This is a genomic window from Oscillatoria sp. HE19RPO, assembly GCF_024220515.1.
Lineage (GTDB): Bacteria > Cyanobacteriota > Cyanobacteriia > Cyanobacteriales > Laspinemataceae > Laspinema.
On record NZ_JAMXOT010000428.1, the window covers coordinates 13,903 to 28,904 of the forward strand.

14 protein-coding genes and 2 pseudogenes are annotated in these 15,002 nt (G+C 48.3%); 3 read left to right on the forward strand and 13 right to left on the reverse strand.

Annotation, left to right across the window (positions count from 1 at the left end):
- Window positions 1-4: 4 nt before the first annotated feature.
- The 6 genes and pseudogenes from NG833_RS28700 to NG833_RS28730 form a co-directional block, all read right to left on the reverse strand.
- Entirely contained in the window at window positions 5-577 is a 573-nt protein-coding gene (locus NG833_RS28700) for a Uma2 family endonuclease (protein WP_254568684.1), read from the reverse strand.
- 51 nt (window positions 578-628) lie between these two features.
- A complete protein-coding gene (locus tag NG833_RS28705; protein WP_254568685.1) occupies window positions 629-1,201 on the reverse strand; it encodes a Uma2 family endonuclease in 573 nt (190 codons plus the stop codon).
- A gap of 49 nt (window positions 1,202-1,250) precedes the next feature.
- Window positions 1,251-1,823, reverse strand: a complete 573-nt coding sequence (locus NG833_RS28710; protein ID WP_254568686.1) for a Uma2 family endonuclease — start codon at window positions 1,821-1,823, stop codon at window positions 1,251-1,253.
- A gap of 76 nt (window positions 1,824-1,899) precedes the next feature.
- Window positions 1,900-2,127: pseudogene (locus NG833_RS28715) on the reverse strand (single-stranded DNA-binding protein); the annotation flags it as partial.
- Window positions 2,128-2,269: 142 nt separating this feature from the next.
- Window positions 2,270-2,872, reverse strand: a complete 603-nt coding sequence (locus NG833_RS31135; RefSeq protein ID WP_375293979.1) for a reverse transcriptase N-terminal domain-containing protein — start codon at window positions 2,870-2,872, stop codon at window positions 2,270-2,272.
- Between the two features lie 666 nt (window positions 2,873-3,538).
- Window positions 3,539-3,691: pseudogene (locus NG833_RS28730) on the reverse strand (single-stranded DNA-binding protein); the annotation flags it as partial.
- Between the two features lie 329 nt (window positions 3,692-4,020).
- Here NG833_RS28730 and NG833_RS28735 point away from each other — a divergent pair.
- From NG833_RS28735 to NG833_RS28745, 3 genes are all read left to right on the forward strand, one after another.
- The gene (locus tag NG833_RS28735) at window positions 4,021-4,968 is read left to right on the forward strand and encodes a response regulator (protein ID WP_254568687.1); all 948 of its coding nucleotides are present in this window, start codon (window positions 4,021-4,023) and stop codon (window positions 4,966-4,968) included.
- Window positions 4,965-5,693, forward strand: a complete 729-nt coding sequence (gene ubiE, locus NG833_RS28740) for a bifunctional demethylmenaquinone methyltransferase/2-methoxy-6-polyprenyl-1,4-benzoquinol methylase UbiE (protein ID WP_254568688.1) — start codon at window positions 4,965-4,967, stop codon at window positions 5,691-5,693. Before NG833_RS28735 ends, ubiE begins: the two co-directional genes overlap by 4 nt.
- A 77-nt stretch (window positions 5,694-5,770) precedes the next feature.
- On the forward strand, window positions 5,771-7,000 hold the full coding sequence (locus tag NG833_RS28745) for a DUF445 domain-containing protein (RefSeq protein WP_254568689.1): 1,230 nt from the start codon (window positions 5,771-5,773) through the stop codon (window positions 6,998-7,000).
- Window positions 7,001-7,086: 86 nt separating this feature from the next.
- On the opposite strand, the gene NG833_RS28750 is transcribed toward NG833_RS28745, so the two are convergent.
- The 7 genes from NG833_RS28750 to rpmI form a co-directional block, all read right to left on the reverse strand.
- Window positions 7,087-9,723 carry a CHASE domain-containing protein gene (locus NG833_RS28750; RefSeq protein ID WP_254568690.1) on the reverse strand — a complete coding sequence of 879 codons (2,637 nt, stop codon included), beginning with the start codon at window positions 9,721-9,723 and terminating at the stop codon, window positions 7,087-7,089.
- 806 nt (window positions 9,724-10,529) lie between these two features.
- Window positions 10,530-10,931: a late competence development ComFB family protein gene (locus NG833_RS28755; RefSeq protein WP_254568691.1), complete on the reverse strand. Its 402-nt coding sequence runs from the start codon at window positions 10,929-10,931 to the stop codon at window positions 10,530-10,532.
- Window positions 10,932-11,225: 294 nt separating this feature from the next.
- Window positions 11,226-11,759 carry a tetratricopeptide repeat protein gene (locus tag NG833_RS28760; RefSeq protein ID WP_254568692.1) on the reverse strand — a complete coding sequence of 178 codons (534 nt, stop codon included), beginning with the start codon at window positions 11,757-11,759 and terminating at the stop codon, window positions 11,226-11,228.
- A 41-nt stretch (window positions 11,760-11,800) separates the two neighbouring features.
- The gene (locus NG833_RS28765; RefSeq protein ID WP_254568693.1) at window positions 11,801-13,000 is read right to left on the reverse strand and encodes a transposase; all 1,200 of its coding nucleotides are present in this window, start codon (window positions 12,998-13,000) and stop codon (window positions 11,801-11,803) included.
- A 180-nt stretch (window positions 13,001-13,180) separates the two neighbouring features.
- A complete protein-coding gene (locus NG833_RS28770) occupies window positions 13,181-13,960 on the reverse strand; it encodes a transporter substrate-binding domain-containing protein (protein WP_309143892.1) in 780 nt (259 codons plus the stop codon).
- Window positions 13,961-13,996: 36 nt separating this feature from the next.
- The gene (gene rplT, locus NG833_RS28775; protein WP_254568694.1) at window positions 13,997-14,353 is read right to left on the reverse strand and encodes a 50S ribosomal protein L20; all 357 of its coding nucleotides are present in this window, start codon (window positions 14,351-14,353) and stop codon (window positions 13,997-13,999) included.
- Window positions 14,354-14,515: 162 nt separating this feature from the next.
- A complete protein-coding gene (gene rpmI, locus NG833_RS28780) occupies window positions 14,516-14,713 on the reverse strand; it encodes a 50S ribosomal protein L35 (RefSeq protein ID WP_207089333.1) in 198 nt (65 codons plus the stop codon).
- Between the last annotated feature and the right edge of the window lie 289 nt (window positions 14,714-15,002).

Genomic DNA, 15,002 nt, shown 5'->3' on the forward strand with positions numbered 1-15,002 from the left:
CGGGTTAGTTTTCGCTGAAGACGACATCTTCATAAATCAAGTCTAGGGGAAATCGAAACTCTACACTTTCCAGTTCTATCTCATCCCCTTCTCCATAAGTGGAGAGTTCCCATAACCCTTTTTCATTTAGTCGAAAACAATCGACCATTTTTTGGTTTGCACTCACCAGGACATACTCGCGTAATGTAGAAATTCGTCGATAGTTTTGAAATTTTTGGCCTCGGTCAAATCCCTCAGTTCCCGGAGAAAGCACCTCCACAATTAAACAAGGGAAGTTAATCACATTTTTGGCACGTTTATCCTGTTCATTACAGGTAACCATGACATCGGGATAGTGGAATGGTCCAGTTTCAGAAACCCCTAGTTTGGAATCGGCCATTAACACTTTGCAGCCTTTTCCTCGAAGGTGATTTTTTAGGGCTGTGGTTAAATTAACGGCTATTTCATTATGAGCAATTGTTCCCCCAGTCATGGCAAGGATTTCGCCATTCATGTATTCATGTTTGAGGGGGTGTTTTTCCTCCCATTCTAAATATTCCTCGGGAGTCATATAATTTTGCTCGGGATTGGCAATCATGATATTTTCCTAGGTTTTGATGTTTTACTTCCACTCTTTATGACTTCCAGTTTACCAAATCGGTTGTAAAGTTAGGATAAAATTTGGTAATACTTCTTCCCCGGATAGGGTTGAAGGAGACTGCAAAATTTCTACTGGGCGATTTTGACGATAAATCTCCACGGTTTTAGTTTCGGGGTCGATTAACCACCCTAAGCGCAATCCGTTGGTGAGGTATTCTTGCATTTTGGAACGGGTGGTTTGAATCTCATCGGTTTCCGAGACTAATTCGATGGCGAAATCAGGACATAAGGGTAAAAATTTCTTGCGTTGTTCTGGAGTTAATGCTTCCCATCGTTCTAGTTTGAGCCAACTGGCATCAGGCGATCGCACTGCACCATTGGGTAACCGAAACCCGGTGGAGGAATCAAAGGCTTTCCCCAAGCGGTTTTTGCGGTTCCAATCCCACAATTGGCCGCTTAATTCAAAGTTGCGATCGCCCGTTTCTCCTCCAGTGGGTGGCATAATGATTAAGGCTCCAGTTGCAGTTAATTCTAGCTGTAAGTTTTGATTGATTTGCGCTAATTCTGCAAACTGTTCTACGGTCATTTTTAGCGCGGGTTGTAGATTTAAAGTAACTCCCATAATTTCTAGTAAGTGTTGTATTTTTGTTTTTATTTTTATAAATTACTGATTACCAAATCGGTTGTAAATTTAGGATAAAATTTGGTAATACTTTTTCCCCGGATAGGGTTGAAGGAGACTGCAAAATTTCTACGGGTTGATTTTGACGATAAATCTCGACAGTTTTAGTTTCGGGGTCGATTAACCACCCTAAGCGCAATCCGTTGGTTAGGTATTCCTGCATTTTGGAACGGGTGGTTTGAATCTCATCGGTTTCCGAGACTAATTCGACGGCGAAATCGGGACATAAGGGTAAAAATTTCTTACGTTGTTCTGGAGTTAAGGGGTCCCATCGTTCTAGTTTGAGCCAACTGGCATCAGGCGATCGCACTGCACCATTAGGCAACCGAAACCCAGTAGAGGAATCAAAGGCTTTCCCCAGGGGGTTTTGGCGGTTCCAGAGTCCTAAATCGATATAAATTTCAAAGTTTTTATTTCCCGTTTCTCCTCCAGTGGGTGGCATAATGATTAACGCTCCAGTTGCGGTTAATTCTAGTTGTAAGTCTTGATTAATTTGCGCTAATTCTGCAAACTGTTCTGGAGTCAGTTTTAGCGCCGGTTGTAGATTTAATGTGACTGCCATTCTTCCTCCGAGATTGTTATTGAGTGACTCAGGCAGGACAGGGGGATACCCTGTCCTTACCTGTGGTTTTTAGGGTTTAGAATTCATCGTTTTGATAACCCCCTCTCATACTTCCTCCACCCTGTTCGTTATCCTGTTTAGAACCGAGTAATTGGAGGCTATCAACAAAAATGACGGGTTTAGAACATAGAGCGCCGGTGGAACGGTCATTCCAGTAGTCAAATTTTAAGCTTCCCGTTACTCCAATTAATTTTCCTTTGCGGACATATTGAGCGGCAATTTCTGCTGTTTTACCCCAGATTTGTTACAGTCGATTAGCAAGTCACCTCGCTAACCTCTGATTCAAAACCGCACATGAGAGTTTCCCCTCATACGGCTCCTCAGTGATTTGTTACGATGAGATAAAAAGCCTCTTTTCTGGGTTGATTTTTAGTTAAGAAATTCTCTTAACTAGGGTTTTTTACCAGTTGACTTATGCCATCTAGCTGCTGCCAGTAGAGATGATACGCTCGGTGATAACTCCCGGTCCTTCTGCGTCCCCAATGCATGACGATTTGGTGCAAATCATGATGGAGTCTCTTGAGGAGTTTCGCACTGCCTGGATGCGGATTTTGGTTGCGCCAATCTTGAATAATGGTATGGATTTTGGGTATTAAATCTTCCAGTTTAGCGGTTTTATTGGCTTTAAATAGAAGAGAGAGCTTTTGGGTACAAGGGCGAATTTGTTGGGCATTGCTAAGAGAGCGATCACATTTCCCCCCCCCCCATTTCTGCTCCACCCCTTGGGGTTGAGATTTCCGACAGTTCCCCTGACAACCGGATCTATTTCTAGCCGGGTAGGGATGAACTTTTTTCAGGTTCTCTCGAATTGCCAGACATTTTGCGGACCAAGAGCGTGCCAGGGTTTTTTGCAGCTTGCGAACGGCTTTTTCATCTCCACGTTGAGCGGTTCTCAAAATTCTGTTTTGCAACTTAAACACGGCTCTTTCTAGCTTGCGCCAGTTGAGGTTGTTCCATTCCACCGGAGTCGATTGACTGGTATTAGACATTTGCATTGCAATTGATGAATTTCTCTCCAAATCACCGTGAGACTATCAGCATATCCATAACCATTACAGTTAGGCTTTGGCTTCGGTCCCAATCCTCGTCTGATGACATTATCCGGTTAGCACCTACTTAAAATATCGACCGATTTTAAGAAATGTCATCGACTCCCCGTTCCGAATGTTCATTGTTTTGAGGCGTTAGGGTGGTACTATCCGCCGAGGGTGTGGGGGATGCAAATTGCTCCATTTAGATGAGCAATTCCAAGCTGTCAGACTTCGGTTGAAGATGACAATTTAACCCTAGGTCATTTTGACGCCAGCGTATCAACCTCTTTCGCTGGGACTGGTTAACGACGGTTGCATACCTTTGCATTCAGCTACCCATAACCTCTTGCTAGAAGGGATTTTCGGTAAGGGTCCGAATGACCTCCGTTTCCTCCTTTGCTGACACCGTTGAATCTGCTAGTTTCAAGGGTGAGGAGAATGCTTTCACTCTTGCATCCGAGAGGGTTGGACTTGAGGGTTTGAAGAATTCTGTTTTCTCTTCAACGGGATATTAATTCCTCTCACCAACATGAACATTCAGTTATCAAGGGTTTGGGAGTTTACCCCATTTCCTTGTAGTTAATCCCCCTTATTTGTGTCAAATAAAGTTTCTAACTAACGGGTCACACCTAAATTGAACCAGTCGGGTCCATCGCTTTTACGACTGAACCGATCAACAGCGAGGGTCAAGTTACAAACAACACTGCCAGACTCAAAATATTTTACCTCTGGATCACGGCCTGCTCGACCAACTAAGGTGACTACATTTAAACTCATAAGCATGACGAGTAAGGGTCAATTTATTAGTTTAGCATTTGGTTCTGTGGAGAAAGTGAAAGAAAGAGATTTTAGCCGATCGCCTCTGCTTGCCTCCCAGGAGAATCCGCTCAAGGGATCCCGATCCGGAGTGGGCACAGGCGTAAGCAACCCGAGGTAAAACGGGTAACCCCAGGAAAAATCCCGGGTTGACATCCGGAAAAGGGGCTTGCCTCCCCAGGCGATCGCAACTTTTCCCGGTAATGTTCTAACCCCCCTACCCAGATTGGGTACTATTGATTGAGGGCGGTTACCCAGACGGTGGGGCGAAAGGAGTTTATTGTAGTGTTATGGATAACGCAATCCCTGAACTAGATAACATCAAGAGTCAATTGAAAAGTCGAGAGCGAAGAAAAAAACCGAAAATGCTGGTCGTCGATGATGAACCAGATAACCTGGATTTGCTCTATCGCACGTTCCGGCGAGAGTTTCAGGTGCTTAAAGCGGATAGTGGAGCCAGTGCTTTAGAAATCCTCTCTCAAGAAGGGGAAGTCGCCGTGATCATCTCCGATCAGCGGATGCCGGAAATGAAAGGAACCGAGTTTCTCAGTAAAACGGTCCCCCAGTTTCCCAATACGGTGCGGATTATCCTCACTGGATTCACCGATATTGAAGATCTCGTTGAAGCTATCAACTCCGGACAAGTTTATAAATACATTACTAAACCCTGGGACCCCCATGAACTCAAAACCGTGGTTCAACGGGCGGCAGAAACCTACGAACTCCTCAAACAACGGACGGAGGAACTACGACGGGCTCAAGCACAAACCAATCTGCTGATGACTATTGTGGGCGTTGCGCGCTCTGCTAACAGTTTAGAGGCTTGTCTACCCCCCTTAGCTCAGGCATTTGGGGAAAACTTTTCTCCGGATTACTGTATTTTACAGTTGGTGGAAAACAATGCCTTAGCCCAGGCCCAAAGCTCCTACAGTAAAGATGGCAGCGTCGAGAACTGGTTGCAGGATGACCCGTTGATTGCCGAGGCGATCGCCTCGGGAAATGTTCAGATCGCCGTGGATATCGCCAAAGACCCCAATCTTGCCCAAGTCCCCCACTACCAAAATTCTGGGATCCAAGCCCATCTCGCCATCCCCATTGATTACCGCAACGAGCAAATCGCTGTCTTATCCCTGCAATGGAAAGAACCCTCTATCCTGCGCGAGGATGAACTCGAACTGTTGCATCTATCCGCCCAACAGGTGGCCCTAGCCCTAACTTGTACTCGATATCATCCATGACCCCTCCTGCTGTTGAAACAACCACCGACGCCAGTCGCATTCAAACCCTCTTTAACCGCATCGCCCCCGTTTACGATCGCCTCAACGATTGGTTAAGCGTGGGACAACACCGGATCTGGAAATTGATGACCGTCAAATGGAGTCAAGCCTCATCCGGTGATACTTGCTTAGATTTGTGCTGTGGCAGTGGGGACCTCGCCCAATTGTTGGGGGAACGAGTCGGCAAAACCGGACAAGTCTTCGGCGTAGATTTCTCCTGTGCTCAACTAGAAATCGCCCGTCAGCGAGGGGAAAACCATTATCCCCCCCTGAGTCTCCACTGGATAGAAGCAGACGCCCTCCATCTCCCCTTTGCCGACAACTTTTTTGATGCGGCAACAATGGGATATGGACTGCGGAACGTCACCGATATCCCTCTGAGTCTACGGGAACTCCATCGCGTCCTTAAACCCGGTGCAACCGCAGCGATTCTGGACTTCCATCGCCCCAACAATCCCACCCTCAACGCCATTCAGCAGTGGATACTTCAAACCATCGTTGTCCCCGTTGCCACCGCCAATGGACTCCAGGATGAATATGCCTACATCCTCCCCAGTCTGGAAAAATTCCCCCAAGGACCCGAACAAATCCGTCTGGCAAAACAAGCCGGATTCGCCCAAGCCACACATTACCCCATCTCAGGTGGCATCATGGGAGTATTAGTCGTCACTAAACGTCTCAGTTGAGTGTTGAGGAGGAGGGGTTAACCATTCACCGTTACCCGTTAACCCGCGATGCTTAACGAGGAAACGCTGAATTGCGAATGGATCTCTTGTCTCTTTGGCCTTACATTTTACCCCCGATCGCCGGGGGAATTATTGGTTATTTCACCAACGATTTAGCCATTAAAATGCTATTCCGTCCCTACCGTGCCTATTCTTTCAAGGGACGGCGTGTTCCGTTTACCCCAGGTTTGATTCCCCGCAACCAGGAACGATTGGCCAAACGGATTGCCGATACGATTATGGGGTCCCTGCTGACGCCAACGGAATTGCAAAAATTAGCGCAACGATTGCTGGAAACTGAACGAATCCAGGCGGCAATTCACTGGTTACTGGAACTGGCACTGACTCAACTAAAATCCGATACGGAGCAGAAAACCGCTAAAATCCTCTCCGGTATCCTGCGGGATTTGTTAGGAGAATCCTTCCCCCGGATGATTCGAGTTCTAGCCAGACAGGAAGATTTTCTAGAACCCCAGATTAACCAAATTTTTGACCAGGTGCTGCTGGAGTTTCAACTGACAGAAAATCAAGCCCAGCAACTGTCTGACTGGTTACTAACGGCAGTTCTGCCTCCGGATGTGGTGCGGCAAACTTTGGTTGATTTTCTGACCGATCGCAATATTACGGCCATTGATGAGGGGTTTCGCGAGAAAAGTAGCGGGACCTACTGGGTGGTTGCCAATTTACTGGGGTTGCGGAATACTCTCACCCGTCTGCGGAGCTTTTGCCTAGATGAAAAAGAAGATGCCAATGCTCGGATTTCGGAATTAATCAAAACTTTGGGGGTCAGAGCTCGGTTGCAGGAATGGTTGCATAATGTTTCCCTGCAAAATTTACCTGTTTCGACGGTTCGCCAACTCAGAAAAACCCTCAAAGAAAGTATCCGCACCTATGTCCAAACTCGCGGGGGAGACTTAATTCAGGGGTTAACTCAGTCGGTCAATTGGGAAAGTGTGGCGAACTTAATTCTCAAGCGTCTCCAAGCGTCTTCTGTGGTGAATGCTTCATTAGGATTGGTGAGCAAAGAATTAGCTTTAATTTTAGAGCGCTATTTGGAACGAGATTTAGAAACCCTGGTTGCCAAAGCGATTCCGATTATGAATATTGACCGCGTGATTGTGGAACGGGTGCGGAATACTTCAGCCGAAGAACTAGAAAGCGCGATTCAAGGCATTGTTAAAAGTGAGTTGCAGGCGATCGTCAATTTAGGGGGAATCCTCGGGGTGGCGATCGGGTTGTTGCAAACGGTGATTCTACTGTTGCGGTAACCCAGCCCAAAACTGGGAGCAATTGTAGCAATTGTAGGGTGGGCACTGCCCACCTTTGAGTTTAGGTGGGCAGTGCCCACCCTACTTTAAAAGCCGTCTGAGGTCCGGAAATTATCCGGGGAGAGGCCCTCGGCTTGACCCGGATCGGGTACGATCGCCTCTTTGGGGAGGGTGACAATAAAAGTGGCCCCTTGTCCGAGTCCGGGACTTTCAGCAGCGATCGTGCCCCCGTGGAGTTCGACTAAATGACGGACGATCGCCAATCCCATGCCTAGACCCCCATGGGATCGGGTAATCGCGCTATCCGCTTGGCGAAATCGTTCAAACAGATAGGGGATAAACTCCGGTGCAATCCCTGAACCCGTATCTCGAATAATAATTTGCGCCGTCGTACGATCGCCTTGTAAAACCACATCCACCCGTCCCCCAGTACCCGTAAACTTAATCGCATTGGACAGCAGATTCCACACCAGTTGCTGTAAGCGGGCTGGATCTCCGGCAACCCGAGTGACTTCTGAATCAAAAGCCGCGCAAATTGAAATTTTTTTAGCATCGGCTGCCGGTTGCACCGAGGCGATCGCATTTTCAATCGGTTCAGTCAAGTCTACGGGACGCAGTTGAATCCGAAACTGACCCGTCATCATCCGCGAAACATCCAACAAATCCTCAATCAATTGAGTCAGGGCCTTGGTATTGCGCTCGATGCTTTCCAGTGCTCGTCCAGTAGTCGTCAGATCTAATTTCCGCATTTGCAACAACTGACTCCACCCCAGCATAGAATTCAGAGGGGTTCGCAACTCGTGAGAGAGGGTCGCTAGGAACTCGTCTTTCATGCGATTCGCTTCGGCGAGTTGTTCGGCACGCGCTGCCAGTTGTGCCTCTAAATTCTGGCGTTCCGTGATATCTTCATGGACGATTACCAGTTCGCGAATCTTGCCATCGCGATCCTTGACCGGATACATATAGGCTTGAACCCAGTGTTCTGTCGTGGGATCTGAAACCGTCTCGGATAAAGTTTTATGCAGTTCATACCGGACTGCGGGAATCGCGACGCTTTCTCCCTCAAAAGCTTTTTTGATATAAGGCATGATGCCTTTTTCTACCAGTTGCCGATCCTGGAGCATATTGTAATCTGCCAGATCGGCTAAGGTGATGCCCCAGAGTTCTTCCCAGGCGCGGTTCACCTGGAGTGTCTGACCCTGGGGAGAGAGAATTTGGGTGCTTAAGGGAGACTGCTCAATTAACGTCCGGAAGCGGGTTTCAGAATTTTTCAGAGAAAGCTCGGCTTGTTTGTTTTCCCTGAGATCCAGGACGAAACTGACGGCCAATTCGTCGGTCCCGCCCAAATATGCGGTACCTTGGAGGACGGGAACGCGGGTGCCATCTTTGCGGATATATTCTTTCTCAAAGGGGGGATGAGAGCCGGTGGCTTTCATCTGAGCGATCGCCTCTTCATCTGCGGGGTGATATTCCAGTGGGGTCATGTCCCACCAATTCACTTGGGACAAGTCGGTATCGGAGTATCCTAAAAGGTTGAGGAAGGCATCATTGGCTTCGACGATTTTGCCTTGGGTGTCGTGAATAATGATGCCGATAATATTGGCATCCACTAGGCGGCGCAGTCGAAATTCGCTTTCCTCCAGGGCGGTTTGGGAGGCGCGCAGTTGCATGGCAACTCGTTCGGCTGCATAACGTGCTTGGGCTTGCGATCGCGTTAGCAGAAATAAGATCAAGGCGATAATTAGTCCACTGGCAAGGATATAAGGAACCAGGTTTTTACCGGAGAGTTGGTCGAATTCTGGGGTAGAGGCAAAGGCGATCGTCCAGGTTCGTCCCGCCACATCCAGGGTTCGCAATTCTCGAAATCGGGGGCGATGAGATTGGGTATTTCTTCCCCGGTATTTGTGGGAGGAATGCAGTAGAAACTCGGGGTTGAGCTCAGTTCCGTCATAAATTTCAAAATCCACCGTGGGATATTTTTCTTTGGCGAAAATTCCCAGGAGGAGATTATCGGCACGAAAGGGACTGTAGATAAAACCCAACAATTGCGATCGGCGCTCTGCAACGCTCTGCGGGATGACGCCACTGCGATAAATCGGCAGATAGATCAGAAATCCCGCCTGTTTATCTTCCTCAATCTCCTGCACCAAGGTCACCGGACCAGATGCTGCCGCCATCCCCGTATCCCTTGCCCGTTCCATTGCCGCTCGACGCACGGGTTCACTGAACATATCATATCCGAGCGCCCCTCGGTTCCTAGCATCTAACGGTTCCAGATATAAAATCGCATGATATTCCGAGCGCTCATATTCTGGGCTAATCGCCAACCGCCCTGGATTGTAGGTTTGGATTTCCTCCAGGATCCTCTCGGCTTCTTCCGGATCGACGCGCACGGAAAAACCTATTCCCTGGATTCCCGGATACCGTTCCGGCAGTTCCAGATTATAAATAAATTGATGGAATTGCTCGCGACTCACGGTCTGATTCGCTGCAAATAATCCCCTCCCTGCACGCAGTAAGGCCAGGTAAGTGTCCAGCCGCTTCTCAATGCTATCCGTGGTCCGCTCGATTGCATTCTCGAACCGCAACAGCTCTTTAGATTGGGCGGTTTGGTCAACCGTATAAGAGGCCAGAGCCGTCAGCAGCAACGTCACGACTAACACGAAATACGGGATCCATGTCCGGCGCGAGCCTGCCGATTTCCAGGATAGGTCCGATCTCATGAGTGCTTTTTCTGTTTATGATGGGTTGGCCTGACTTGTTTGACTGACGTTTGAGGTCGGTTGCATTGGGCAAGGGAATGATTCAGGATATTCTTAGGCCAACTCTTCGCTAAGTATGGATTTCCAAGAGCTACTCTAATTTTTATCGACTGCTTTATCCATCCTCTGCTGCCCTTGCATTTAAACTAGATGATTAGAGCGACCAAGAGCCTTGAACCGCTTGAACCAAGGGGTTCATAATTTTCTAATCTCCAATTTTTTACCCAGGCAACAGCTTACCCCCAGTTGAGAAGAGAGAGGGTTTTATCTAGTCCCGATCTCTGCTGAAAGTTCCGAGTCTCTTTCCTGCTATAATACCACACAGCTATGGTTAGGATGCTAAGGTTCTCCTCTATCGCTGGGTAGAAATTCGGTTGCCTGTTCACTGGGTTTTTAAGTCCAGAGTATCAACCGTTTGGGATCAAGGGGGATAATTGGGAAAAGGGGTGTCTGGCCTGATTCATCGGGTGAGAAACTGCGCGATCGCCGGATTCAGATGCACCAAAAATTGATCCGGAGTTGCGGATAGTCATTTCACTTCAATCACAAATCGATTCCATTCGTCATCAGCGGAATTTTTTGCTCCAACCCTAATGGATTCAGCTAAGGCGAGGTAAGCGAAGTTATACCGTAGGCCGATCGCCACTCAATCCAATAATGTCCCCAGGTTTTCACTTTTTACTGAATACACGCTTCCTTTTTACAAATTCACTGAGGAATTGAGGATGTTAAAATCTAGCACTTATTCTGTGCGATGGTTCGGGTTTTTAAACATTAAAAGAGCGGTATGAGGCGATCCTGCGTCTGGCTTGTGCACGCTTTTCATTAGTATCAGAGGCTTCAGGTTCCGGTTCAGGAGCATCATTCCAAACCGGGGTTAGGGGATCCCGTTGAACCGCCGCAAATCCTTGACGGACGGCCATCACAATTTGGGGCCTTAATTTTTGAGCCTGATGTTGTTGAAATTGCCAGCCGCGATCGCTTGTGGCATACAAAGCCGGGAGTCGATTCAAGGCATAAGCCACAACCTGAGCTAAAACTCGCTCGGGCTTGAGAGACCCCAGCATTTTCGGGGGGAGTTGACGCAATTGCCGTTGTGATTCTTCAATCACAAGGGGCTCAAGGGCGTTCCGGTACAGGGGATTATGATTCGAGGGTATGTTGGTCATGAATGATTCTCCAAACCGAAGAAGGTGAAACTAATCTCTCCCCTTAACGGGGACTGAATTTACAGGGTACTGATGGAGATCATAACCTACCCTCTTTTGATAAGACACCTTCCAGGGTATGGTTTTTTTTAATAAAAAAAAATATTTTCGCCCTTGACTGGGTGAATCCTCCAAACTCTCGCTAATCCCCCAATAACAAGTCGAACAACCCAAGAGGAGGGTGCTAGAATTCCCTGTCAAAGGGGAAAAGGCGAACCATGCCTCTGTCCCCTCTAACCTTAGACTTAGCCGCGTTTACGAGGTGGCCGTTGGCAGTCGCTTGCGAAGGGAAGCCACTCGTTTATTGGCGGTTTTATTGTTCGGGTCGAATTCCTGGGCTTTTTCGTAGGCTTCTAAGGCTTGAGCGGTTAACCCTTTGCGATCGTAAGCAAACCCGAGATTATTCCAGGCGGTGACATATTCAGGATTAAACTTTAAGGCGTCTTTATATTGCCGAATCCCTAAGTCGTACTGCTCCAATGCCGCATAGCTATACCCTAAAGCATTGTAAATGAGCGCTTTACTTTCCTCATCAATGGGAGCTTTACATTTTAAAGCCTTTTGGAACTGCACCAGGGCTTGGGTATAGAGTTGCTTATCCAAATAAATACTGCCGAGTTCATAATATTCTTCGGCGGTTCCTTTTCCTTTGGAAAGAGTCTGTTGCAACCGAGAAAGGTTGAGTTCAATCTTGCGAGTTCTGAGGACTTGGCGCACCACAGCCCAAGCCGCAACTGCGAGTAATCCCAGCAAAATCGAGAGGTAAAGAAGGGGAAGAGAGGTATTCATGCCGTTTTAATTGACTGATTCAACTGCCCGAGAATTGTAAACTACCCGACACCGACCGCTATAGCGGTACGATGCGGGCTTTTGGTAGCCCTCAAGATAACATCTTGTAAAGAACAAGACATTACCTCGGAGCCTCTGGGATTGTTTACAATAACCCCCAAAGTTGCGATATTATTCGCTCCATTCTCATCAGCATCGCCGACCCATCCACACTTTAGGTTTAGGCACTCAAATTTCTTACCTTGTCGGTTGCCAATTACTTTGCAGCAATGACAAGTTTTCGAGGTGTAGCGAGGGTCTACTATCCGGATATCTACGCCAAATTTCACCCCTTTGTAGGTCAAGAATTGACGCAACTGATAGAATGCCCAACTATTAGAACGTCGTCGCTCCGTCTTAGAGCGTGGCAATTCATTCGTGCGTTCTCTGATGCCCGTCAAGTCTTCAAGTGCAATCGCCTGGTTTGAGGCTTTAGCGGTACGGGTGAGTCGATAGCTGATGGTATGGTTCAGCCATGTTTGGAATCTTCGTTCACGTCCACTTAACCGTTGCAAGACCTGGCGGCATCGACGCCGCGTTGACCTTGTGCCTTTAGACGCTTTGTGTTGCAACGAAGCCCTTACACGGCTGTATCTGTCTCTAGTCTGCGTGATTTGTTGGCCACTGAATTTTTCTCCCTTGGATGTGCAAACTAGATCTGTGCGTCCCAAATCAATTCCCAACACATCATCCGGATCGGGGATAGCTGGAGGTTCAGACTCTAGCTGAATGTTTAAGTAAAAACTGCCATCATTGCGTTTTACCAGGGTTGCCGATTTGGGTGTTTGCCCTTGGAGTAAACGCTTCTGGTAATCACCGATGTGGAGATTGAATTTCTCCCGACCTTTGAGCATGGTCAAGCTAACCATCCAATCCGCTTCTTTAAAAGTGAAGGTGCGAACGTCGTAGGTAGCAGAAGTTGGAGCAAAGTTTTTAACGGGTCTACCTTTTTGTTTTGCCACCTTCCGATTCGCACAAACGCGCCGGATAGCGTGAATGGTCATCTGGGCAGACAGACCAGAATGTGCCCTAGCTTCCTTGTAAATTAAAGACTGGACTGCCTTCTGATTGGTCAGCTTTTCGGGAGTTTTGTCATTGACGAACTCACAGCAACTCGCAAAAACAGCAAGCACCACATCAAGTTTTTCAACCTGCTGTGGTGTAACCATCAATTTACAAGAGACCGTAAGTACCTGACTCATTTTTCAAGTGGTGAACTTTATCAATGTATATAATTATATACTATTTGCAGATTGTGGGGTATCGAACCCCACAATTTGCCCAGCATTCCTCCCGACGCTCAATCAAAGATTAGATCGCGGGACTCCTGCTGGTTTAGTTGATTATCTTGAGTGCTCAGGGAGGAGGTTTTGACCCTCACTCTAGGGGCGAGCAGGGGTGACTTCTACCACGGGTAAACCCCAGTATTCGGCCCGTTCTTGTAACCAGCCTTCTTGATGCCACTGGGCGATCGCCTGATTGACTCGGGAGTGCAGTTGGGCATATTGCAATCCTTTCGGCATCACCACCGCCAGAGGTTGAGTAGACAACTGGAATGGCAGCAGTCTGTATTGGGGATATTGCTGCACCCATCCGGTCAAAATACTGGCATCGGCAGCGAAGGCACGGACCTCACCGGATTCTAGCAGCCGTTGCGCCTCTTGGTAAGAGTCTACGGGGACTAACAGGGCTTGGGGAAGTCGAAACTCTAACAGGGGAATGGTGCTGGAGGCATTCAGGACGGCGACTGCTTGACCCGCTAAGTCAGAAAGTTGACGGATTAAGGGGTCTCGGGTGATAATTTTGGCCCCATCTAGGTAGTAGGGCGGGCTGAAATAAACCACCCGCGATCGCGATGGGGTTGCCGTCACTCGGGCGATCGCCAGATCTACTTCACCGTTAATCACCACCGCAAGGCGATCGCGATTCTCCACCGGGACCAGTTCCACCGCCTCGGGACTCCCCAGCAACTCCTGGGCTAACCGTCGCGCAATATCAATTTCAAAGCCTTGCAGATTGCCCCTGTCCTCTCGAAATCCCATTGGACGGAGATTATCCTTCACCGCCACAATCAGTTGACCCCGTTGCTGAATTTCGGCCCATTCCGCCGCATTCCCAACTTGACCCCAGGGCCAAAGGCAAAAGGCAACAACAAGCAACAAACTCTTGATCCTTTTGCCCTCTGGCTGCATCATCATTTATGATTTGGCTTGAGCGGCCAGTTCTACAACTTTGGCAAAACTCGCCGGGTCTAAAATTGCCATTTGAGACAGCATCTTGCGGTTCAACTGAACATTGGCCTTCTTGAGATTGCCAATCAACTGACTGTAGCTCATGCCATGCATCCGAGAGGCGGCGTTAATCCGGGCGATCCACAGACGGCGAAAATCACGCTTGCGATTGCGGCGATCGCGATAGGAATTCCGCAGGGCTTTCATCACCTGCTGATTAGCTGTCCGGAACAGTTTCGAGTGCGAACCCCGAAATCCCTTGGCCATTTTCAGTATCTTTTTGCGGCGGTTGCGCGCAACGTTCCCGCGTTTTACCCGTGTCATGGTTACTTTCCTTTATTTGTACAAATCTGAGCAATCAATCCATTCCCTCGATTGGAGAGGGGTTTTACCCCCGCTACCGGGCTAGGAAGTCAGAGGTGATCCGACCTTCGAGGGCTGTGAAGCTGTCTGACTTCTGTCGCCACAAATCGAGCATCTAACTTTTTACAAATACGGCATCATTAAATGCACGTTTTTTTCATCCTGCTCGCTGACAAGGGCGCTCTTTGACAAGCGATTTCTGCGAGTAGCCGATTTGTGTTCGAGTAGGTGGCTTTTGTAGGCTTTCCGACGCTTGATCTTACCACTGCCTGTGGCTCTAAAGCGCTTGGCAGCAGCCTTTCTGGTTTTCAGTTTAGGCATGGACTTCCATTAATTCGGCACAATCAATTAATATATCACACCCCCTGACTTCTAGACAAGGAAAGATCGGGAAAGGGCGATCGCCCGTTAAACTTCCCCAGGGTCCCTAATCCCCGTCGGCTTGTAGCTACATTATTCCCCCCTCACCCAGTTGCTTTGTCCCTTGGGTTGAAGTCAGGGAACTCCAAAAAATAAAATCTCCAAAACGTTCGTTCGTAGTGACGGATCAACGGAGTACCCCCGTCAATGTAGGGGCGCAATGCTTGCGCCCCAGGGGCGCAAGCATTGC

Coding starts and splice junctions, on each gene's coding strand:
- NG833_RS28700 (WP_254568684.1), bottom strand. CDS start 577: ATGATTGCCAATCCCGAGCAAAATTATATGACTCCCGAGGAATATTTA.
- NG833_RS28705 (WP_254568685.1), bottom strand. CDS start 1,201: ATGGGAGTTACTTTAAATCTACAACCCGCGCTAAAAATGACCGTAGAA.
- NG833_RS28710 (WP_254568686.1), bottom strand. CDS start 1,823: ATGGCAGTCACATTAAATCTACAACCGGCGCTAAAACTGACTCCAGAA.
- NG833_RS31135 (WP_375293979.1), bottom strand. CDS start 2,872: ATGTCTAATACCAGTCAATCGACTCCGGTGGAATGGAACAACCTCAAC.
- NG833_RS28735 (WP_254568687.1), top strand. CDS start 4,021: ATGGATAACGCAATCCCTGAACTAGATAACATCAAGAGTCAATTGAAA.
- ubiE (WP_254568688.1), top strand. CDS start 4,965: ATGACCCCTCCTGCTGTTGAAACAACCACCGACGCCAGTCGCATTCAA.
- NG833_RS28745 (WP_254568689.1), top strand. CDS start 5,771: ATGGATCTCTTGTCTCTTTGGCCTTACATTTTACCCCCGATCGCCGGG.
- NG833_RS28750 (WP_254568690.1), bottom strand. CDS start 9,723: ATGAGATCGGACCTATCCTGGAAATCGGCAGGCTCGCGCCGGACATGG.
- NG833_RS28755 (WP_254568691.1), bottom strand. CDS start 10,931: ATGACCAACATACCCTCGAATCATAATCCCCTGTACCGGAACGCCCTT.
- NG833_RS28760 (WP_254568692.1), bottom strand. CDS start 11,759: ATGAATACCTCTCTTCCCCTTCTTTACCTCTCGATTTTGCTGGGATTA.
- NG833_RS28765 (WP_254568693.1), bottom strand. CDS start 13,000: ATGAGTCAGGTACTTACGGTCTCTTGTAAATTGATGGTTACACCACAG.
- rplT (WP_254568694.1), bottom strand. CDS start 14,353: ATGACACGGGTAAAACGCGGGAACGTTGCGCGCAACCGCCGCAAAAAG.
- rpmI (WP_207089333.1), bottom strand. CDS start 14,713: ATGCCTAAACTGAAAACCAGAAAGGCTGCTGCCAAGCGCTTTAGAGCC.